This is a genomic window from Micromonospora echinofusca, assembly GCF_900091445.1.
GTDB lineage: Bacteria > Actinomycetota > Actinomycetes > Mycobacteriales > Micromonosporaceae > Micromonospora > Micromonospora echinofusca.
In genome coordinates this window covers 4497308-4515111 of record NZ_LT607733.1, presented here as the reverse complement: position 1 = coordinate 4515111, position 17804 = coordinate 4497308, and the positions used below count along the sequence as shown (strand labels likewise).

Genomic DNA, 17804 nt, shown 5'->3' with positions numbered 1-17804 from the left:
GCGCTGAGACGATCCGCAGGTGGGAACGGAGTCGCGCGAGTGCGTGCCGGAGCAGCCGGTACGGCGGGACCGGTCGCGCCTGCTGCTCTGGGCGCCGCTGGCCGGCGTGACGGCGTTGGTGCTGGTCGGGGCGGTGCTGCGCCTCGCCGGGCGGCGGGACGCGGCCGACGCGGTGTGGGCGGCCGCCACCGTGGCCGCCCTGGCACCCGCCGCCTGGTCGGTGCTGCGTCAGTTGTGGCGCCGGCAGTTCGGGGTGGACGTGATCGCCGTGCTGGCCCTGGTCGGCGCGCTCGTCGTCCGGGAGTACCTGGCCGGGGCGGTGATCGCGGTGATGCTGGCCACCGGGCGGGCGCTGGAGACGTACGCCCAGGGGCGGGCGACCCGTGACCTGCGTGCGCTGCTCGCCCGCGCCCCCCGCACCGCCCGCCGGCGTACCCCGGGCGGGGGCGTCGAGGAGGTGCCGCTGGACCGGGTGGTGGCGGGGGACCGGCTGCTGGTCGGCCCGGGGGACGTGGTGCCGGTCGACGGGCAGGTCGACGAGCCGGTGACCCTCGACGAGTCCGTGGTGACGGGCGAGTCCCGGCTGGTGCGGCGCGCGGCGGGCGAGCAGGTCGCCAGCGGCGTGGTCAACGCCGGCGCCGGCTTTCCGATGCGCGCGACGGGCGACGCGGCGGGGAGCACCTACGCGGGGATCGTCCGGCTGGCCGAGGAGGCGACCGCCCACAAGGCGCCGATGGTCCGCCTCGCCGACCGGTACGCCGCCGCGTTCGTGCCGTTCACCCTGGTCCTGGCGGGGTTGGGCTGGCTGCTCTCCGGCGAGTTCGTCCGGGCGGTGGCCGTGCTGGTGGTCGCCACCCCGTGCCCGCTGCTGCTGGCCACCCCCATCGCCATCGTGTCGGGGCTGTCGCGTACCGCCCGGCGTGGGGTGCTGGTCCGCGACGGCGGCTCGCTGGAACTGCTCGGTCGGGCCCGTACCCTGCTGGTCGACAAGACCGGCACGCTGACGGCGGGCCGCCCCCGCGCCGCCGAGGTGGTGGCCGCCCCCGACGGCGACCGCGACGACGTGCTGCGTCTGGCCGCCTCGGTGGAGCAGCTCTCCCCGCACGTGCTGGCCCGCGCGCTGGTGGCGCAGGCGCGCGAGCGGGGTCTGCCGCTGACGGAGCCGGCGGGGGTGACCGAGGAGCCGGGCCGGGGCGTACGCGGGTCGGTCGACGGGCGGCAGGTACGGGTCGGTCAGCTCGACGGCGACCTGCCCGACTGGGCGGGGCGGGCCCGGTCCCGGGCCGAGTTGGCCGGTCGCTCGGTGGTGTGGGTCAGCGGTGAGCGGGGCCCGCTCGGGGCGATCCTGCTGGAGGACCCGGTACGTCCCGACGCCCGCCGCACCGTACGCCGGCTGCGCGAGGCGGGGCTGCGGCGCATCGTGATGGTCACCGGGGACCGGCCCGACGTCGCCGCCCAGGTCGCGCGGGTGGTCGGCGTGGACGACGTGGTGGCCCGGTGCTCGCCGCCGGAGAAGGCGACCCGCGTACGCGAGGAGGCGCACCGGGCGGTCACCGTGATGGTCGGTGACGGGGTCAACGACGCCCCCGCCCTCGCCGAGGCGCACGTCGGCGTGGCCATGGGCGCCACCGGGGCGACCGCCTCGGCCGACGTCGCCGACGCGGTGCTCACCGTCGACCGGCTCGACCGGCTCGCCGACGCGGTGGAGATCGCCCGCTACGCGCGCCGCATCGCGGTGCAGAGCGCCACCGTCGGGATGGGCCTCGCGGTGCTGGCGATGCTGGCCGCCGCGCTGGGCCGGCTGCCCCCGGTCGCCGGCGCGTTCCTCCAGGAGGGCATCGACGTGCTGGTGATCCTCAACGCGTTGCGCGCCCTCGGGGGCGGGTTGCGTCGCCGCGACGTGCCGCCGGGCACCCGCGAACTGCTCGACCGGTACGCGGCCGAACACGGCGGCGTCCGCGACGTGCTCGCCGCTCTGCGCGACACCGCCGACCTGGTCGCCACCGCACCGGACGCGCCGCAGTGCCTGCCGGCGCTGCGCGGGACGCACCGCAGGCTGACCGGGGAGGTGCTGCCGCACGAGGCGGCCGAGGAACGTCAGCTCTACCCGGCGCTGGCCGACCCGCTGGGCAGCGCCGAGGCGACCTCGACGATGAGCCGCGCCCACGTGGAGATCCGGCGACTGGTGGAGCGGCTCGGCGCCCATCTCGCGCAGGCCGGCGACGGCCCGCTGCGCCGCGACCAGCTCACCGACCTGCTCGCCACCCTCTACGGCCTGGAGGCGATCCTGCGGCTGCACCTCGCCCAGGAGGAGGAGGACTACTTCTCGCTCAGCCCCGCGGAACCGGCCGAGACCCGGTGACCGCGCCGAAGGCCCCCCGCGGGGCCTCCCGTTCAGCGTTCCCGGACCACCGCCACCGGGCAGTGCGCGTGCTGGATGAGCTGCTGGCTGACCGAACCGAGCAGCATCCCCTTCAGGCCGCCCCGGCCCCGGGTGCCCACCACCACCAGGCACGCGTTGCGACTGCCGTCGACCAGCAGGGACGCCGGGCGCCCCTCCGCCACCTCCACGGTGACCGGCACGTCGGGGAACGTCGCGCCCCACCGGGCCAGCGGTTCGTCCAGCTCGGCCCGGTCGGCCGCCGCGGCCTCCCGCGCCTCGGGGCCCGACGGCGGGCGCTGGCCGGTCGGCGGATGCCAGGCCCGCACCACGTGCAGGGGCACCCGCCGGGCGGCGGCCTGCTCGAAGGCGAAGCCCAGCGCCAACAGCGAACAGTCGGAGCCGTCCACACCGACCGCCACGTGCCCGCTGCGCCCACCGGCGGCGGCCTCGCCGCGCACGACCACGACCGGGCAGTGCGCGTGGGCGGCCACGGCGACCGCGGTCGAGCCGACGAGCAGCCCGCCGAAGCCGCCGTGCCCCCGGGTGCCCAGCACCAGCAGGTCGGCCTGCGCCGAGCGTTCCTGGAGCACCAGCGCGGGCGGCCCGTCGAACACCTCGCCCGTGACGGTCAGCTCCGGGTGCGCGGCGGACGCGTCCGCCGCCGCCTTGCGGACCAGCTCCTCGACCTGCCGGCGGGCCGTCTCGTCCGGCCAGATGCCGGGGGCGACGCCGGGGCCGATCCAGCCGGCCACCGTGAGCCACTCGAAGACGTACGCCAACCGCACCGGTCGCCCGCTGCGGCCGGCCTCCTCCAACGCCCACTCCAGCGCGGCGGAGGCGTCGGCGGAGCCGTCGTAGCCGACCAGGATCTCGTTGCCGCTCATCGGGTCCACCTCTCGTTCGCGACTGCGCTCCTCGCGCTCACCGGGCCTGCCTTTCGTGCGCGACTGCGGGGCTCGCAAGCTCACTCCTCGCGCTCACCGGTGCCGGCCTTTCGTGCGCGACTGCGGGGCTCGCAAGCTCACTCCTCGCGCTCACCGGTGCCGGCCTTTCGTGCGCGACTGCGGGGCTCGCAAGCTCACTCCTCGCGCTCACTGGTCACCCCGCAGCCCCGGGTCCGTCTCGCGCACCCAGCGCCACTCCGCGACCTGCGGGTCGTCCTCGCCGTGCTCGCGGGTGTAGTCCCGGCAGGCCTGCCGCGCGTCGACCATCTCCTGCCGCAGGTGGGCGGCCCGGTCGGCCAGCCCCGGCACCCGGTCGATCACGTCGATGACCAGGTGGAAGCGGTCCAGGTCGTTGAGCATCACCATGTCGAACGGCGTGGTGGTGGTGCCCTCCTCCTTGTAGCCACGCACGTGCAGATTGGCGTGGTTGGTCCGGCGGTAGGTGAGCCGGTGGATCAGCCAGGGATAGCCGTGGTACGCGAAGATGACCTGCTTGTCGCGGGTGAAGATGGTGTCGAACTCCTTGTCCGACAGCCCGTGCGGGTGCTCCGTCGGCGGCTGGAGCCGCATCAGGTCGACCACGTTGACGACCCGCACCTTCAGCTCCGGCAGGTGCTTGTGCAGCAGGTCCGCGGCGGCCAGCGTCTCCAGGGTCGGCACGTCGCCCGCGCAGGCCAGCACCACGTCGGGCTCGCTGCCGGCGTCCGTGCTGGCCCAGTCCCAGATGCCGATGCCGCGCCGGCAGTGCTGGACGGCCTCGTCCATCGACAGCCAGTTCGGGGCAGGCTGCTTACCGGCCACCACCACGTTGATGTAGTGCCGGCTGCGCAGGCAGTGGTCCATCGTGGAGAGCAGGGTGTTGGCGTCCGGCGGCAGGTAGACGCGTACCACCTCGGCCTTCTTGTTCATCACGTGGTCGATGAAGCCCGGGTCCTGGTGGGAGAAACCGTTGTGGTCCTGCCGCCACACGTGGCTGGAGAGCAGGTAGTTCAGCGAGGCCACCGGCTTGCGCCACGGGATGCCCCGGGTCACCTTCAGCCACTTCGCGTGCTGGTTGAGCATGGAGTCGACGATGTGGATGAACGCCTCGTAGCTGGTGAAGATGCCGTGCCGGCCGGTCAGCAGGTAACCCTCCAGCCAGCCCTGGCACAGGTGCTCGGAGAGGACCTCCATCACCCGCCCGTCGGGGGAGAGGTGGTCGTCGCCGGGCACGGTGCCGGCCACCCAGGCCCGGTCGGTGACCTCGAACGCCGCGCCGAGCCGGTTCGAGGCGACCTCGTCCGGACCGAAGAGGCGGAACGTCTCCGGGTTGGCGCTGATGACGTCGCGTACCCACGGGCCGAGGGTGCCGGTCGCCCCGGCCACGGTCTCGCCGGGCCGCTGCACGTCGACCGCGTAGTCGCGGAAGTCCGGCAGCACCAGGTCACGCAGCACCAGCCCGCCGTTGGTGACCGGGTTGGCGCTCATCCGCCGCTCGCCCCGGGGCGGCAACTCGGCCAGCTCGGCGACCGGGGCACCGGTGGCGTCGAAGAGCTCCTCCGGCCGGTAGCTGCGCAGCCAGCGCTCCAGCTCCGCCAGGTGCTCCGGGTTCTTGCGTACCTCGGACAGCGGCACCTGGTGCGCGCGGTAGGTGCCCTCGACCTGCTTGCCGTCGACGTCGTGCGGCCCCGTCCAGCCCTTCGGCGTACGCAGGACGATCATCGGCCAGCGGGGGCGCTCGACGGCGCCGCCCGAGCGGGCCCGCCGCTGGATGGCGGCGATCTCGTCCAGCGCCCGGTCCAGCGTGCCGGCGAGCGCCTGGTGCACCGTCGCCGGGTCGTCACCGGCGACCACGTACGGCTCGTAGCCGAAGCCGCGCATCATGGCCAGCAGATCGTCCTCGGGGATGCGGTCCAGCACCGTCGGGTTGGCGATCTTGTAGCCGTTGAGGTGCAGGATCGGCAGCACCGCCCCGTCCCGGGCCGGGTTCAGGAAGACGTTGGAGAGCCAGCTCCCGGCCAGGGGACCGGTCTCCGCCTCCCCGTCGCCGATGACGCAGGCCACCAACAGGTCGGGGTTGTCGAACGCCGCGCCGTAGGCGTGGCTGAGCGCGTACCCCAGCTCGCCGCCCTCGTGGATCGAACCCGGCACCTCCGCCGCCACGTGGCTGGGGATGCCGCCGGGGAACGAGAACTGGCGGAACAGCCTGGCCATGCCGGCCTCGTCGCGGCCGATGTGGTGGTACACCTCGCTCCAGGTGCCCTCCAGCCAGGTGTTGGCGACGACCGCCGGGCCGCCGTGACCGGGGCCGGTGACGAACAGGGCCGACAGGTCACGGGCGACGATGACCCGGTTGAGGTGGGCGTAGAGCAGGTTCAGGCCGGGACTGGTGCCCCAGTGGCCGAGCAGGCGCGGTTTGACGTGCTCGGGGGCCAGCGGCTCGCGCAGCAGCGGGTTGTCCAGCAGATAGATCTGCCCGACGGTCAGGTAGTTCGCCGCCCGCCAGTAGGCGTCCAGCCGGCGCAGCTCATCTTCGGTCAGGGGGCTGTGCAGGTCGAGAGCGGTGTCCATACTGCAAGAGCCTCTCGCGGGTAGGGGAATCCTGCATCCTCAGAGGGCGGATTCATCCGGGCCGGCCCCATCATCGCCGGTCGACGCCGATGTGGATCAGGGCCGTTGGTCCCGTGGGTGGCGGGCGTTGCGCCCGTCCACCGGAATCCCCGTCAGCCCGCGCACCACGATCAGCGGCGCGGGGGAGTGGTAGAGCAGCGCCTGACTCACCGCCCCGAGCATGCCCCGCCACGGCTCGTCGCCCCGGGAGGCGACCAACACCACCTGCGCCGAGCGGGACTGCTCCACCAGGACGGCGCCCGGGTCACCCCGGATCGTGTGGCACTCCGTGGCCACCGACGGGAACCGGCGCGCCGAGCGCGCCACCATCTCGACCAGCGGCCCGGCATCCTCGTCGCCGTCCTCCGGCTCGACGACGCGGACCGCCAACAGTCGCGCCTCCCGCCCGGCCGCGCACTCGAACGCCCACTCCAGCGCGGCCCGTGAACTGTCCGAGCCGTCCACCCCGACCAGCACCGGCCCCTGCGGCGGCGGATCCCGGCGGACCACCAGCACCGGGCAGCCGGCCCGGGCGGCGAGCTGCACCGCCGGCGCGTCGACCGACACACACTCGCCGCTGGCCGCCATGCCGCCGTCCCCGACGGCGAGCAGGAACGCCGACTCCGACCGGCGGACCAGGGTGGGGACGAGGGCACCCTCGACGATCTCGCTGCTCACCGGCAGCGCCGGCTCGACCTCGTTGGCGACCTGCGTGGCCTGGGAGATCAGGTCCTCGGCGTCCACGCGCGGCCCCGCGACCGACGGCGCCTCCAGCGCGGCCGCCCAGTCGAACGCGTGCAACAGGCACAGCGGACGCCCGTGCGCGGCGGCCTCCTGCGCCGCCAGTCGGACCACCGGCAGGTTGCGTTCCGCGCCGAGCCCGACCAGCACCGCCGCGTCGGTGGGTGCGGCCATCCGAATCACCTCCGCAGGCGTCGCGCCCGGCCCTCCTGTCGAGGCTAGTCGCGTCCGTACGTGGGTGGGGCGGGATCGCGCGTCGCGGCCTGCTGGTCTCTGCCGTGGCTGGTGCCGCGTGGGTCGTGCTGCGTCGTACCGGCTCGGCGGGTGTGGCTTCGCGTTTGGGTTGCGCGGCGTCTTGGGTGGGGTCGGTCGTACGGCGTCCGGGGTGGGTGTGCGGCGTTGGGGTGGGATCGGTAGCGGGTGCGGCGGGGTGGGGTCGGTTGCGCTGCGTGGGGGTGGGGGTGTGGCCCGCCGTGCCCGGCTCCGGGCGGTCAGGCTTGATCCCTGCGCCGGGCACGACGGGCCACACTCCGACGGTGCCCCCTCCCACGTCCGGCGGCTCCGGCTCCGGCTCCTGGTCGGGGTCGGGTCCGGGGCCGGGGAGATCTTGGTAAGAACGTGCCCCTCCAGGGGCCGGTATCTACCAAGATCTGCTGCCGAGGCGTCGCCGCATCCGACTGCGTGGGGTGTCCGGTGTCGTGGCGGGTGTGCGGATGGCTTGGTCGGGTCTGGGGTGTCGGGTTTCCGGATGGCTGGGGCCGGTCCCTCCCGGGCGACCCGCCGCCGGGTTGTCCGGTTTGGGGGTGTGGTCGGGGGCATCGTGGGGGCGGAATCGTGGCGGGGGCGGGGTCGTTACACCCTGCGTACGACCGAGCAAGGTCACGCGCCGAGGCCAGGCCACGCCGCCCCGACGGGCAAGCGCCAAGGCGATGCCGCCCCGCCGGGATGGCGGGACCGCCCCGACGGGGTGGCGGGACCGGGGTCCCGGAATGACGGCGGGCCGGTGGTCGTTACACATGGTCCGGCCGACGTGAGGGCACCCCCCGCCCCCGCGAAACAGTCCGGGTCCTTCCGACCCGCACAGGTCGGACATCCGGCCGACACGGCCGATCTGATCTTTCCTCCAGCGCGACTCGGGAGACCTTTCCTCCGGTACGACGCCGGAGAAATCTCCCCCGGTTCGACTGGAGATCCCCTGAGTTCCTTGGGCGCCGGACGGTGCTTGCACCCGCGTGAAGCCGATCCCCCTCGGCATTGTGGGTGCCGACCCCCGAATGGAGCATCTGCGATGAACACGATCATTCGTAACAGCGTTCTCGGTATCGCCGGTCTCGCGTTCGCCGGTGGTGTGGCCGCCGGTCCGATGACCGACACCGCCCACACCAGCGCCCCGAGCGTGGACACGACGGCTGTCGCCGTCGCCGCGGTGCAGGCCGACAAGCCCGACATGGGCAAGCTGGTGCCGCATGGTTTGCAGGGCACCCAGTCGCGTATCGACCTGTCCGATGAGCAGGTCGGCAACGTGAAGGCGATCATCGCGGCGACGAAGAAGGCCGGCATGGACGAGCGGGCCGCGGTGGTGTCGATCGCGACGGCGTTGCAGGAGTCGAAGTTGGAGAACCTGGGTCACCTGGGTGACCGCAACGACCATGATTCGCAGGGCCTGTTCCAGCAGCGTCCGTCCAGTGGTTGGGGCACGGTGGAGCAGATCACCGACCCGGAGTACTCGACGACGGCGTTCCTGAAGGGTCTGAAGCAGGTCGACGGGTGGCAGGACATGCCCCTGACGAAGGCCGCGCAGACGGTGCAGGTGTCGGCGTACCCGGACCACTACGCCCAGTGGGAGCAGCAGGCCGCCGACCTGGTCGCCGAGCACTGGAACAGCTGACCTGAGCAGTGTGAACGACTGCCGCTGGCCGGTACCCCACCCGGGGTGCCGGCCAGCGGCGTCTGTGTGGCGGCACCGATCGGGTGAACCGGAGCGGACGATCGCCATTCCTTGTGCCGGTGACCAGCCGTCGTTCCTGTCGCCTCGGCCGGCGCGGCAGCAGGACGTCGGCGTCACCGCTGTGGTGACGCCGACGTCGTCCTGCTCGTTACGGGGTGACCACCCTGCCGCCGAAGGTCACGACGAGGCGGCCGTCGGACGCGAAGGACCAGCCCAGGGCGCCGGAGTACTGGGAGCACCGGGATCCGTTGGTGCCGGACCAGAACTGGTTCGAGCTGTCGGAGTTGCCGACGATCTTGTCGTTCGAGCCGCCGTCGCACGAGGTGTTGTTCCGGAACACCGAGGAGCCACCGTCGAAGGTGAAGTTGCGTTCGGTGTTGCCGATGCTGGCGTTGTTCGACACCTGCATGGTGCCCAGGTTGCGGTTGTAGGTGAACCCGTGCTTGCCGTTGTCGTAGGCGATGTTGCCCCGGACGATGTGGTTCACCCCGATGTCCTCGCCACCGAGCTTGTAGCCGTTGCGGTCGCCGGCCCCGGCTTGGCCGCCGTTGCTGAGGGTGCCGTTGTTGTAGGCGAGAGAGGACTCGATGGTCACCGCGCCGATGGCCCCGGTGTCGCTCTTCGTGTAGAGGTCGTAGCCGTCGTCGATGTTGTTGTGGGCCACGGTGTAGCGGAAGACGTTGCCCGGGCCCACGGTGAGCTTCGGGGCGAAACCGTCGGCGTCCTCACCGTCGGAGTCGACGTTGTCGTGCGACACGGTGCTCACCACGAGGTTGTTGGCGGGCCACTGGTCGCGGGGCGCGTTGGCCACCAGCCGCGAGAGCTGGAGCCCCGAGTCCCGGTTGTGGCGGGTCACCGTACGCTCGATGATGTTGTTGTTTCCAGCGAGCAGGATGCCGTTGTCCCCGGCCCGCTCGACGATGATGCCGCGGATGTGCCAGTACGATCCGCCCACCGCGAGGCCACGGTTGGCCGGGTCCTCACTCTGGGCCGAGAAGTTCAGGATCGGGGTCTCGCCCGGGTAGGCGAAGATGTTCTTGCGCGCGCTCGACGTGCCGTTGTTGCCCTGGCCGATGGTGATGGTCTGCGAGTAGCGGTAGGTGCCGCCGCGTAGGTAGATCGTGCCGCCGGCGGTGATCCGGGTGATCGCGGAGGTGAGCGTCGTCGGGTTCGCCTCGGTGCCGGCCGCGCTGTCGGTGCCGGTGGGTGCCACGTACAGCGTGCTGCTCGACGGCGGGGGCGTGGTCGGCGGCGGTGTGGTGGGTGGGGGCGTGGTCGGCGGGGGCGTGGTCGGCCCGGTCGTCGGCGGCGGGGTCGTCGTACCCGAGGCGTACGTTTCGAACTCGGCGACCCTCGGGGTGCCGGTCGAGCTGGTGATCTCGAAGTTGATCTTGCGAAGCGAGGTGGCGGCGAAGCTGATGGCCCCCGCCCCGGCGCCGCTGGCCAGGGTGGTGCCGGTGTCGTTGTTGACGACCCGCCAGGAGCCGATGGCCCCGACGGCGCCGGCCGCCTCCCGGATGTTGATCGAGGCCACCGTGGTGGCGGAATCCCACTTGATCGAGATGCGGCCGGTCGAGCCTGCCGGTGACCAGTAGGTGCTCATGTCGCCGTCGCGTACGTTGCCGTAGCTGGTGCCGCTGGCCTTGCTGGAGCCGTCGGAGTCGCCCCCGAGGCTGAGGTTGGTCGCGTTGGCGCTGACCGATGCGGGACTGGGGCCGCCGGACGCACCCGACGCCTGGGCCATCGGTAGCGCCGCGGCGACCGCGGCTGCGGCGGCCAAGGCGGTGCCGCCGGCGAGAAGCTTGTGTCGCACTGCGGTTCTCACTGTTGGGACTCCTCAGGAGTAGGCACGGCGCGGGGCGCTGCCTTGCCGCCCGGCACCGCAGGTGGCTTCGTGTCCGCACCCTCGGCCCGGTCGAGAATCGGAAACATCGATGAAACACAGGCTAGGAAAGCGCTTGCCGGTGAGGCAAGAGCGGAGACATGCAGGTTTGTTGCAGCCGGCGACGCGCGCACCACCATGACGCCGACCGCCCCCGCGACCGGGGCGCCAGGCGCTGACGGCGCGGCGGCCATCCTGCCGAGTCGGTTCGGCGGCAGCAGGCCTGGTGTGCCGGGTCGGGTCGTCGGCGGCAGGCCTGGCGTGGCGAGCCGGGTCGGCGGCGGCTGGCCTGGCCTGGTTTGGCGAGCCGGGGCGGCGGCGGCAGGCCTGGCGTGGCGGGCCGGGTGTCCGGCTTGCTGTCGTACCCGTGTGTGAGGCTTCGGTGCGTGGCGACTTTCGTTCTGATCCACGGCGGCGGGGGCAGCGCCTGGGACTGGCATCTCCTGGCCCCTGAGCTGATCCGTCGTGGCCACGACGTGGTGGTGCCGGAGTTGCCGATCGAGGACGTCTCGGCGGGGTTCGCCGACTTCTGCGAAGCGGTCGTCGACGCGATCGGCGACCGGGGCGATCTCGTGGTCGTCGGGCACTCGTACGGGGCGTTCACCGCGCCGCTGGTCGCCGACAGGCTGCCGGTGCGGCTGATCGTCCTGCTCGCGCCGATGGTGCCCAAGCCCGGTGAGAGGCCCGGGGACTGGTGGGACGACACCGGTCACCGGGTCGCGGAGGGGCTGAGCGAGGAGGAGCAGTTCTACAACGGCCTGCCGACCGAGGTCGTCGCGGAGGCCGCGGCGCACAGCCGGGCGCAGGTCAGCGTGGAGTGGAACGAGCCGTGGCCTCTGGACGCCTGGCCGGCCGTGCCGACGAAGGTGCTCATCGCCCGCGACGACCAGTTCTTCCTGGCGGACTTCCAGCGCCGGGTGGCCGCCGAGCGGCTCGGCGTCGTCCCGGACGAGATCGACGGGGGGCACTCGGTGGCGCTCAGCCATCCGGAGGGGCTCGCCGACCGGCTGACCGCGTACCTGCTCGGCTGAGAGGCGTCAGCGGCCACTCAGTCGAGACAGAACTCGTTGCCCTCGATGTCCTGCATCACGAGGCAGGACTCGTTGTAGCCGTCGGCGCGCAGCAGTCGCACGCGTACCGCGCCGAGCGCGACCAGCCGCGCGCATTCGGCCTCAAGTGCGGCCAGGCGCTCCTCGCCCACGAGCCCGGTGCCGACGCGTACGTCGAGATGCAGCCGGTTCTTGGCGACCTTGCCCTCGGGGACGCGCTGGAAGAACAGTCGCGGGCCCACGCCTGAGGGGTCGACGCATGCGAACGCCGAACCCTGTCGCTCGGGCGGCAGCGCGCGATCGAAATCGTCCCAGGTGGCGTACCCCTCGGGTGCCGGCGGTACGACGTAGTCCAACAGCTCGCACCAGAAGCGGGCGACGCGCTCGGGTTCCGCGCAGTCGAAGGTGATCTGTACCTGCTTGACCGACTGTGGGTTCTCAGCAAAGGTGATCCAGGGGCGACCAGCCGACCAGCAGCGGGTCAGTTTCGGTGAGAAGCCTCAGGCCGTCGCCTTCTCACTGGATTTGATCTCTTCTTGCCGGCCGGGGGTTGAGTTGGGTTGAGCCTTGGGCCAGGGTTCGGTAGATCGTCCGGTCTGGCTCCTGGATGTTGCGCCAGAACCAGGTGGGCATGCCCCAGCCGCCAGCCCAGCGGAACAGCGGATGGGCGGGGCGGAGTAGCTGTTCGGGCGCTGGATGATCAAGGCATCGAGCGACGGCGAGCAGGAACTGCATGGTGGAGGGGGCTTCGCGGTCCTCGGTTGGGGTGAGCATCAGCGTGGGGGCCGAGGCGAACAGGCTGGTGAGCGCGATGGTCTCCGGGTAGCGGATGACGGTGTCGGGAACGTGTGGGAGGTGCTCGGTTCGGGCGTTCCAGCGGGCGTTGATCTGCTCCGACTTGTCTCTGTAGTGACCGACCCGGCCTCGCCCCCAGAGGCGGGTGATGTTGGCGGCTGCGGCGAACGCCTCGCCGATGGTGTTTCGATGGCGGCGGCGAAGGATCTTGTAGCGGTGCGCGGCGGTGACGATCTCGGGTGCTGCCCCGAGGGGCTGTTCGTTGCCGCGGTCGGATCGATAGTGGTAGGGCACCAACGTGCGGCGGTGTCGGATGCAGATGGGTGGCGGGCCCGGTTCGAGCTGGATGATGGCCGGGACGCGGATCCCATGGCGGGCCGTGCAGTGGGAGCAGGGGCGTAGCAAAGTGGGGCCGGTGCCGCCCAGCGGTATCCAGTCGCGCAGCGGCTCCGGCCCAGGTGTCTTGAGGGTGCGGGTGGAGATGGCTGCCAGTAGGACGGCTTCGGGGTAGCCGCTGAGGATGGCCAGTCGCGCGAGCGCCGGCCGGTTGAGCGCGAGGTCATGTGTGTGGAGCGGGCCGATGTGGTGGGCGTGGTCGGTGGCGATGTGGCGGATCAGCAGGGGGCGGTCGACGCGGTTGGCGTTGGCGAGCCGTCGCAGGTAGGAGATCATGAGTTCGCGCGGCATCGGCCGGACTGGGATCGGTAACGGGCGCAGGCGGCGTTGCCAGTAGGGGTCGCGCGGGTCGGGCATGGTCAGGCGGCTCCGCTGCTGGCGGTGTGTGCGGGCATCCGGCGTGGCCGAGCCGGTGATGCGGCGGCGCCCGGCCGGGGATGTTCGGCGGCGTGGTCGAGGACGACCCGGTCCAGGGCGGTCTTGGTGATGCGTTCGGTGCCGTCGAAGATGGCCTCGATCGCGGCGTCGCGGATCAGGTGGGACAAGCTGCCGATCATGCCGCTGGTGCGTTCGTGCAGGTAGCCGGAGAGACGCAACAGCGAACCGGTGCGGTGCTGGTGCAGGCGTAGCGCGTGTTCGAGAGCGCTGACCAGGGCGGCCCACTGCTCGCGCTGGGTGCGGGTGCCGTACGCGAACGCCGTAGTGGTGATCGAGGCGAAACGGCCGGCGATCTGCCGGCCACGGACGCCGGAGAACAGGCCGGCGCGCTCGACGTCGATGCCAGCGTAGACGAACGTGGCAGGGAGCCGCTCGGCCAGGTATTTGAGCTGGTCGGAGGCTTCCGCGCCGACTCTGGTGGCCAGGTTGAGGTTGTGTATCTCGTCGACGAGCACGAGGTCGGTGCCGAGCTGGGAGAGCACGTCGCAGACGGCGTTGGTGATGTTGACCTGGTTGAGATTGCGGGGTAGCGGCAGGCCGAGGAACCGGGCGAACTCAGCGGCGAGGACCTTCGGAGTGGCCGCTGGCGGGACGGTGACGTAGACGACTGGCAGGAACGGGCCGGGCGCGGTGCGTCGACGCCGGGCCAGCAGTTCGTGGTGCTTGCCGAGCTGCTTGATCGCGGTGCTCTTGCCGGTTCCGGAGTCGCCGGTGACGACCAGGCCCCGCCGCGCGGTGTCGGTGCCGCGGTTGAGCAGCACGAGCCGCCGGCCGGTGTTGACGATCTGGTCGACGGTTGGGGTTGCCACGATGATGAGCCGGGCGTGGTGGGCGATCCGCGCATCGTCGTAGGTGTCCCGCTCGGCCGGGGTGAGCGCGGCCAGCCGGGCGGTCGCCAGAACCTCTATCCGGGAGGGCTGCTGCTCGATGAACGCCGCCCAGCCTTCCTTCGTGGTGGGCGGTTCGTGGGCAGGCGGGTCGACGAGATCTTCCGCCGGGGTGCGGGTCACCGGTAGCGCCGCTCGTCGCCAGGCTCGAACACCCCGAACGGGATCACCTTCGCCAGCGGCAGGTCCTGGCCCTCCTCTTCGGCGTCGGCGGGTTCTTCCGGGTCGGCCGGCGGAGTGGACGGGATCGGCCGGGCCGCAGCGCGGGTCCGGGCGGCCACCCGCTGATGGCGGGCATCGCCGCCGGGGCCGGCACCGGCCCGGGTGAGGAGGTCGTCCAGGGCGCGGGCAACGGCGGTCTCGTCGGTGTCGTCGCCGCCGCGGGCGGCGACAATCTGCCGGGCGGCCCGCCAGGTGAAGTCGGCGAACGGCTGCCCGACCATCGGCAGGTGGGTCCAGGTGGCCGTGATCCAGCCGCCGCACTGGTGGTCCCGGACGAAGACGTGCGACAGGTCGTAGGGGTCGTAGTGGACCTCCCACTGCTTGCCCTTGCCGACCACACCGGAGGACCCGTGGCGGTAACGGCCCAGGTCAGGACTGTGGTAGTGGCGGTAGTCGATCTGGATGCCGTGATCGCCGATGGTGCGCCACTCGACCGGCAGCAGCTCCAGGTAGTCGGTGCCGGTCAGCGGCAGGGTGACGTACCCGGCCGCCGCGATCGCGGCAGCGAACATCTCGTTGGGCGACAGCACCCGGCCACCAGCATCCGGGTCACGTAGTCCCTCGTGCGGGCGGGGCTGCCACCCCGCGACGATCCACTCGTCGAGCAACTCCTGAAGCTGGGGAAGTGACCACACCGCCTCCGTGGCAGCCGCCGTGCCCCGACGAGTGACGTTCGGCCCGACGTAGCCGGCAACGTGCTGGCAGAACAGGGTGCGGATCGAGCCGAACGTCCGCTCGACGTGGCCCTTGTCGGTCGGGGTGCCCGGCCGGGCCGGCTCGACGGAGATCCCGAGCCGGGCGCAGGCCCGCACGAACGTCTCGGAGACGAACACCGCGCCTCGGTCGGTGATAATGGTCTCCGGGACGATGACGGGCCGGGCGGCGGCGTGCTCCAGCCGTGCGTCCAGGTCCAGCAGCCGCCGGTGGGGGATACGCGAGCGGGCCATCGCCAGCGCGTCCGCCCAGCCGGGCCGCATCGGCTCCGGGACCAACATCTTGGCCAGCAGCAGTGCCGCGTCGACGGCCTTGGTGCCCTGCGGACGCAGCACCGCCGCGCAGATCGAGCGAGTCGCGACGTCCAGCACGACGCTCAGCTCCACCCGTCCGGTCACGCCGTCGTCCAGCAGCGCCATCACGTCCAGCGGGGACGTGTCGACCTGCACCAGCTCGCCCGGGCGGACCGCGACGGCGCGGGTGAACGGCCGCGCCGGCCGATTCGCCAGGCTGCGGCGGGTGGTCGCCTCGCCGAAGGTGTGCCGGCCAGCGTCCATCACGGCGGCCAGGCGGTAGAACGTCGCCGTCGACGGCATCGGCACCACACCCGGCCCGTGCTCGACGGCCAGCAACTGCTCCACCCGGTGCCGCAACCGCGACCGGGTGCCGGTCGACTCCCCGGTCTCGGTCACCATCACAGCCTCGACCGCCGCGACCACCCGGTCGTCGACCCGACCGTAGGAGGACACCGGGCGGGTGGCCCGGTGGTCGACCAGGCCCCACAACCCTTCAGACCGGTAGCGCAGCCGCATCCGCTTGACCGTGACCGCGCTGGTCGGCTGTCCCGCCTCGGTCAACTCGGCAGCCTTGACCGCCTCCCGCTGCGCGAGAGTGTGCCGGGCCGGATCGTAGGGCTCGCGCGGCCGGACACCTGCCGGCGCGTCCGGTGGCAACCCGGTCTGCACCTCCACGACATGCCGCTCCCACTGCCGGGCCCGCTCCAGCACCGTCGCCGGCAGCGCGTCGATCAACCCGACCGGATCCAGCCGGGCAGGCGATGGACCGGCCTCCAACAGTTCGAAGCCCGGCGACGCCAGCACATGCGCCAACAGCAGCACCTGGGCATCACCGGCGTCATCGACCAGGCGTACCCGCACCCCCTGCAAGCCGCCGACCGCCCACGACCGACCGTCAAACTGCAACCGGTCGCCTACACCCAGCACCGCCCGGCCGGCGCCACTCACCGGCCCGCCGCCGACACGATCGACAACTCCGACAGCGGAACCGTCAGGTCGATGCCCAACCGGCCGCGCCACAGCAGGTGGAACACCGTCGGCAGACTGGCCAGCGGGTCACCCAACCGTGTCGCGCCGTCCATCAACGGCGTAGGCTCCGCGAACACCGCCGGGGCGGCAGCGGCGACGGCCGGGCGCAGGCAGCGCGGATACCGATACCCTGCCAGCCACCGCACATTCGCCATCACCACCGGATCCGGCTCGTGCACCAGCCGATACTCCCAACCAACCTCGGCGCAGGCCCGGCCGGTCGTCTCGAACGGGCCAAGGCCGACGGAGTCTCGTTGGTCGGGCCGGGTGGGCTATTGGTCGGGATCACTCGCACCGTCCTGGAATCAGCGCTTGATGCGGAGCTGGATGCGCACCTCGACGAGGTCGGCGTCGACGAGGAGACCGGCCGGCGGACGAACATTCGCAACGGGCACGGGGCCAAGACGGTGCAGACCGAGGTCGGGCCGGTGCGCATCCAGGTTCCGCGGGACCGAGCCGGGTCGTTCACCCCGCGGATCGTGCCCAAGCATGTCCGCAGGTTGGACGGGTTCAACGAGGCGATCCTGTCGCTGTATGCCAAAGGGTTGACCACGGGGGAGATCTCCGCGCATCTGGCGGATGTGTATGACGCCGACGTGTCTCGGGAGTTGATCAGCCGGGTCACCGACAGCGTCCTCGACGAGATGGAAGCCTGGCGGCAACGGCCACTCGACCGGATCTATCCGGTGGTGTTCATCGACGCCCTGGTGATGAAGATCCGCCAAGGGCAGGTCGCGAACCGGCCCGTCTACGTCGTGGTCGGCATCAGCCTCGACGGGGAACGCGACGTGCTCGGTATGTGGGCCGGGACCGGCGGGGAAGGCGCCAAGCAGTGGGCCGGCTACCTCACTGAACTGCGCAACCGCGGTGTCGAGGACGTGTTCATGGTCTGCTCCGACGGCCTCAAGGGCATGACCGACGCCATCGAACAGGTCTGGCCGCAGGCGGTGCACCAGCAGTGCGTCGTGCACCTGGTGCGAGCGTCGTTGCGCTATACGAACCGCAAGGACTGGCAGAAGATCACCCCCACCCTGCGGGAGATCTACACCGCCCCCACCGTCGCCGCCGCCGAGGCCCGTTTCGAGGCCTTCGCCGCCGAGTTCGGCGACCAATATCCGGCCGTCATCCGGCTGTGGCGGACCTCGTGGCCGCAGTTCGTGCCCTTCCTCGACTACGACCACGAGGTCCGCAAGGTCCTCTACACCACCAACATCATCGAGAGTCTGAACGCCCGGTTCCGGCAGGCCGCCCGCCGGCGCGGGCACTTCCCGACCGAGCAGGCCGCGATGAAGGTCCTCTACCTCGTCGTCCAGCAGAAACGCAAGGGCGGCGGGAGCATCACCGGCAGGGTCTACGGTTGGGCCAAGGCCCTCAACGCCCTGATCCTCGCCTACGGCGACCGGATCACCATCTAACAACCTCGATCACACCACAGGCCCAAACACGGAAATCAACACACTCCCTGCCGCTCCTGCGGCGGCGAAGGTGTGC

General features: G+C 71.9%; 13 protein-coding genes. 4 read left to right on the top strand and 9 right to left on the bottom strand.

Annotated features, from left to right (window positions below):
- Positions 1-19: 19 nt before the first annotated feature.
- Positions 20-2362 carry a heavy metal translocating P-type ATPase gene (locus GA0070610_RS19095; protein ID WP_089001301.1) on the top strand — a complete coding sequence of 781 codons (2343 nt, stop codon included), beginning with the start codon at positions 20-22 and terminating at the stop codon, positions 2360-2362.
- A 32-nt stretch (positions 2363-2394) separates the two neighbouring features.
- On the opposite strand, the gene GA0070610_RS19090 is transcribed toward GA0070610_RS19095, so the two are convergent.
- From GA0070610_RS19090 to GA0070610_RS19080, 3 genes are all read right to left on the bottom strand, one after another.
- The gene (locus GA0070610_RS19090) at positions 2395-3267 is read right to left on the bottom strand and encodes a universal stress protein (protein WP_089003609.1); all 873 of its coding nucleotides are present in this window, start codon (positions 3265-3267) and stop codon (positions 2395-2397) included.
- Between the two features lie 207 nt (positions 3268-3474).
- Positions 3475-5877 (bottom strand): phosphoketolase family protein, encoded by a 2403-nt coding sequence (locus tag GA0070610_RS19085; protein ID WP_089001300.1) that lies wholly within the window; start codon positions 5875-5877, stop codon positions 3475-3477.
- A gap of 96 nt (positions 5878-5973) precedes the next feature.
- Positions 5974-6831: a universal stress protein gene (locus GA0070610_RS19080; protein ID WP_089001299.1), complete on the bottom strand. Its 858-nt coding sequence runs from the start codon at positions 6829-6831 to the stop codon at positions 5974-5976.
- Between the two features lie 1114 nt (positions 6832-7945).
- On the opposite strand from GA0070610_RS19080, the gene GA0070610_RS19075 reads away from it, so the two are divergent.
- Positions 7946-8545 carry a hypothetical protein gene (locus GA0070610_RS19075; protein WP_089001298.1) on the top strand — a complete coding sequence of 200 codons (600 nt, stop codon included), beginning with the start codon at positions 7946-7948 and terminating at the stop codon, positions 8543-8545.
- 208 nt (positions 8546-8753) lie between these two features.
- Here GA0070610_RS19075 and GA0070610_RS19070 read toward each other — a convergent pair whose 3' ends face one another.
- On the bottom strand, positions 8754-10430 hold the full coding sequence (locus GA0070610_RS19070; RefSeq protein WP_231925740.1) for a cellulose-binding protein: 1677 nt from the start codon (positions 10428-10430) through the stop codon (positions 8754-8756).
- Positions 10431-10873: 443 nt separating this feature from the next.
- On the opposite strand from GA0070610_RS19070, the gene GA0070610_RS19065 reads away from it, so the two are divergent.
- Positions 10874-11518 carry an alpha/beta fold hydrolase gene (locus GA0070610_RS19065; RefSeq protein WP_089001297.1) on the top strand — a complete coding sequence of 215 codons (645 nt, stop codon included), beginning with the start codon at positions 10874-10876 and terminating at the stop codon, positions 11516-11518.
- A 17-nt stretch (positions 11519-11535) separates the two neighbouring features.
- Here the strand turns inward: GA0070610_RS19065 and GA0070610_RS19060 are convergent, their stop codons facing one another.
- The 5 genes from GA0070610_RS19060 to GA0070610_RS19040 form a co-directional block, all read right to left on the bottom strand.
- A complete protein-coding gene (locus tag GA0070610_RS19060) occupies positions 11536-11988 on the bottom strand; it encodes a VOC family protein (protein WP_089001296.1) in 453 nt (150 codons plus the stop codon).
- Between the two features lie 64 nt (positions 11989-12052).
- The gene (locus GA0070610_RS19055; protein ID WP_392567259.1) at positions 12053-13084 is read right to left on the bottom strand and encodes a TniQ family protein; all 1032 of its coding nucleotides are present in this window, start codon (positions 13082-13084) and stop codon (positions 12053-12055) included.
- A gap of 2 nt (positions 13085-13086) precedes the next feature.
- The gene (locus GA0070610_RS19050; RefSeq protein WP_089001294.1) at positions 13087-14175 is read right to left on the bottom strand and encodes an ATP-binding protein; all 1089 of its coding nucleotides are present in this window, start codon (positions 14173-14175) and stop codon (positions 13087-13089) included.
- A complete protein-coding gene (locus GA0070610_RS19045) occupies positions 14172-16190 on the bottom strand; it encodes a Mu transposase C-terminal domain-containing protein (RefSeq protein WP_231925739.1) in 2019 nt (672 codons plus the stop codon). Before GA0070610_RS19045 ends, GA0070610_RS19050 begins: the two co-directional genes overlap by 4 nt.
- A gap of 38 nt (positions 16191-16228) precedes the next feature.
- Positions 16229-16492: a hypothetical protein gene (locus GA0070610_RS19040; protein ID WP_089001293.1), complete on the bottom strand. Its 264-nt coding sequence runs from the start codon at positions 16490-16492 to the stop codon at positions 16229-16231.
- Here GA0070610_RS19040 and GA0070610_RS19035 point away from each other — a divergent pair.
- Positions 16487-17728 carry an IS256 family transposase gene (locus GA0070610_RS19035; protein WP_449288790.1) on the top strand — a complete coding sequence of 414 codons (1242 nt, stop codon included), beginning with the start codon at positions 16487-16489 and terminating at the stop codon, positions 17726-17728. The genes GA0070610_RS19040 and GA0070610_RS19035 overlap by 6 nt on opposite strands.
- The last annotated feature ends 76 nt before the right edge of the window (positions 17729-17804 follow it).

Bases quoted from the DNA above. Each gene is read 5' to 3' on its own strand.
- GA0070610_RS19090 (WP_089003609.1), bottom strand. From the start codon at position 3,267: ATGAGCGGCAACGAGATCCTGGTCGGCTACGACGGCTCCGCCGACGCC.
- GA0070610_RS19085 (WP_089001300.1), bottom strand. From the start codon at position 5,877: ATGGACACCGCTCTCGACCTGCACAGCCCCCTGACCGAAGATGAGCTG.
- GA0070610_RS19080 (WP_089001299.1), bottom strand. From the start codon at position 6,831: ATGGCCGCACCCACCGACGCGGCGGTGCTGGTCGGGCTCGGCGCGGAA.
- GA0070610_RS19075 (WP_089001298.1), top strand. From the start codon at position 7,946: ATGAACACGATCATTCGTAACAGCGTTCTCGGTATCGCCGGTCTCGCG.
- GA0070610_RS19055 (WP_392567259.1), bottom strand. From the start codon at position 13,084: ATGCCCGACCCGCGCGACCCCTACTGGCAACGCCGCCTGCGCCCGTTA.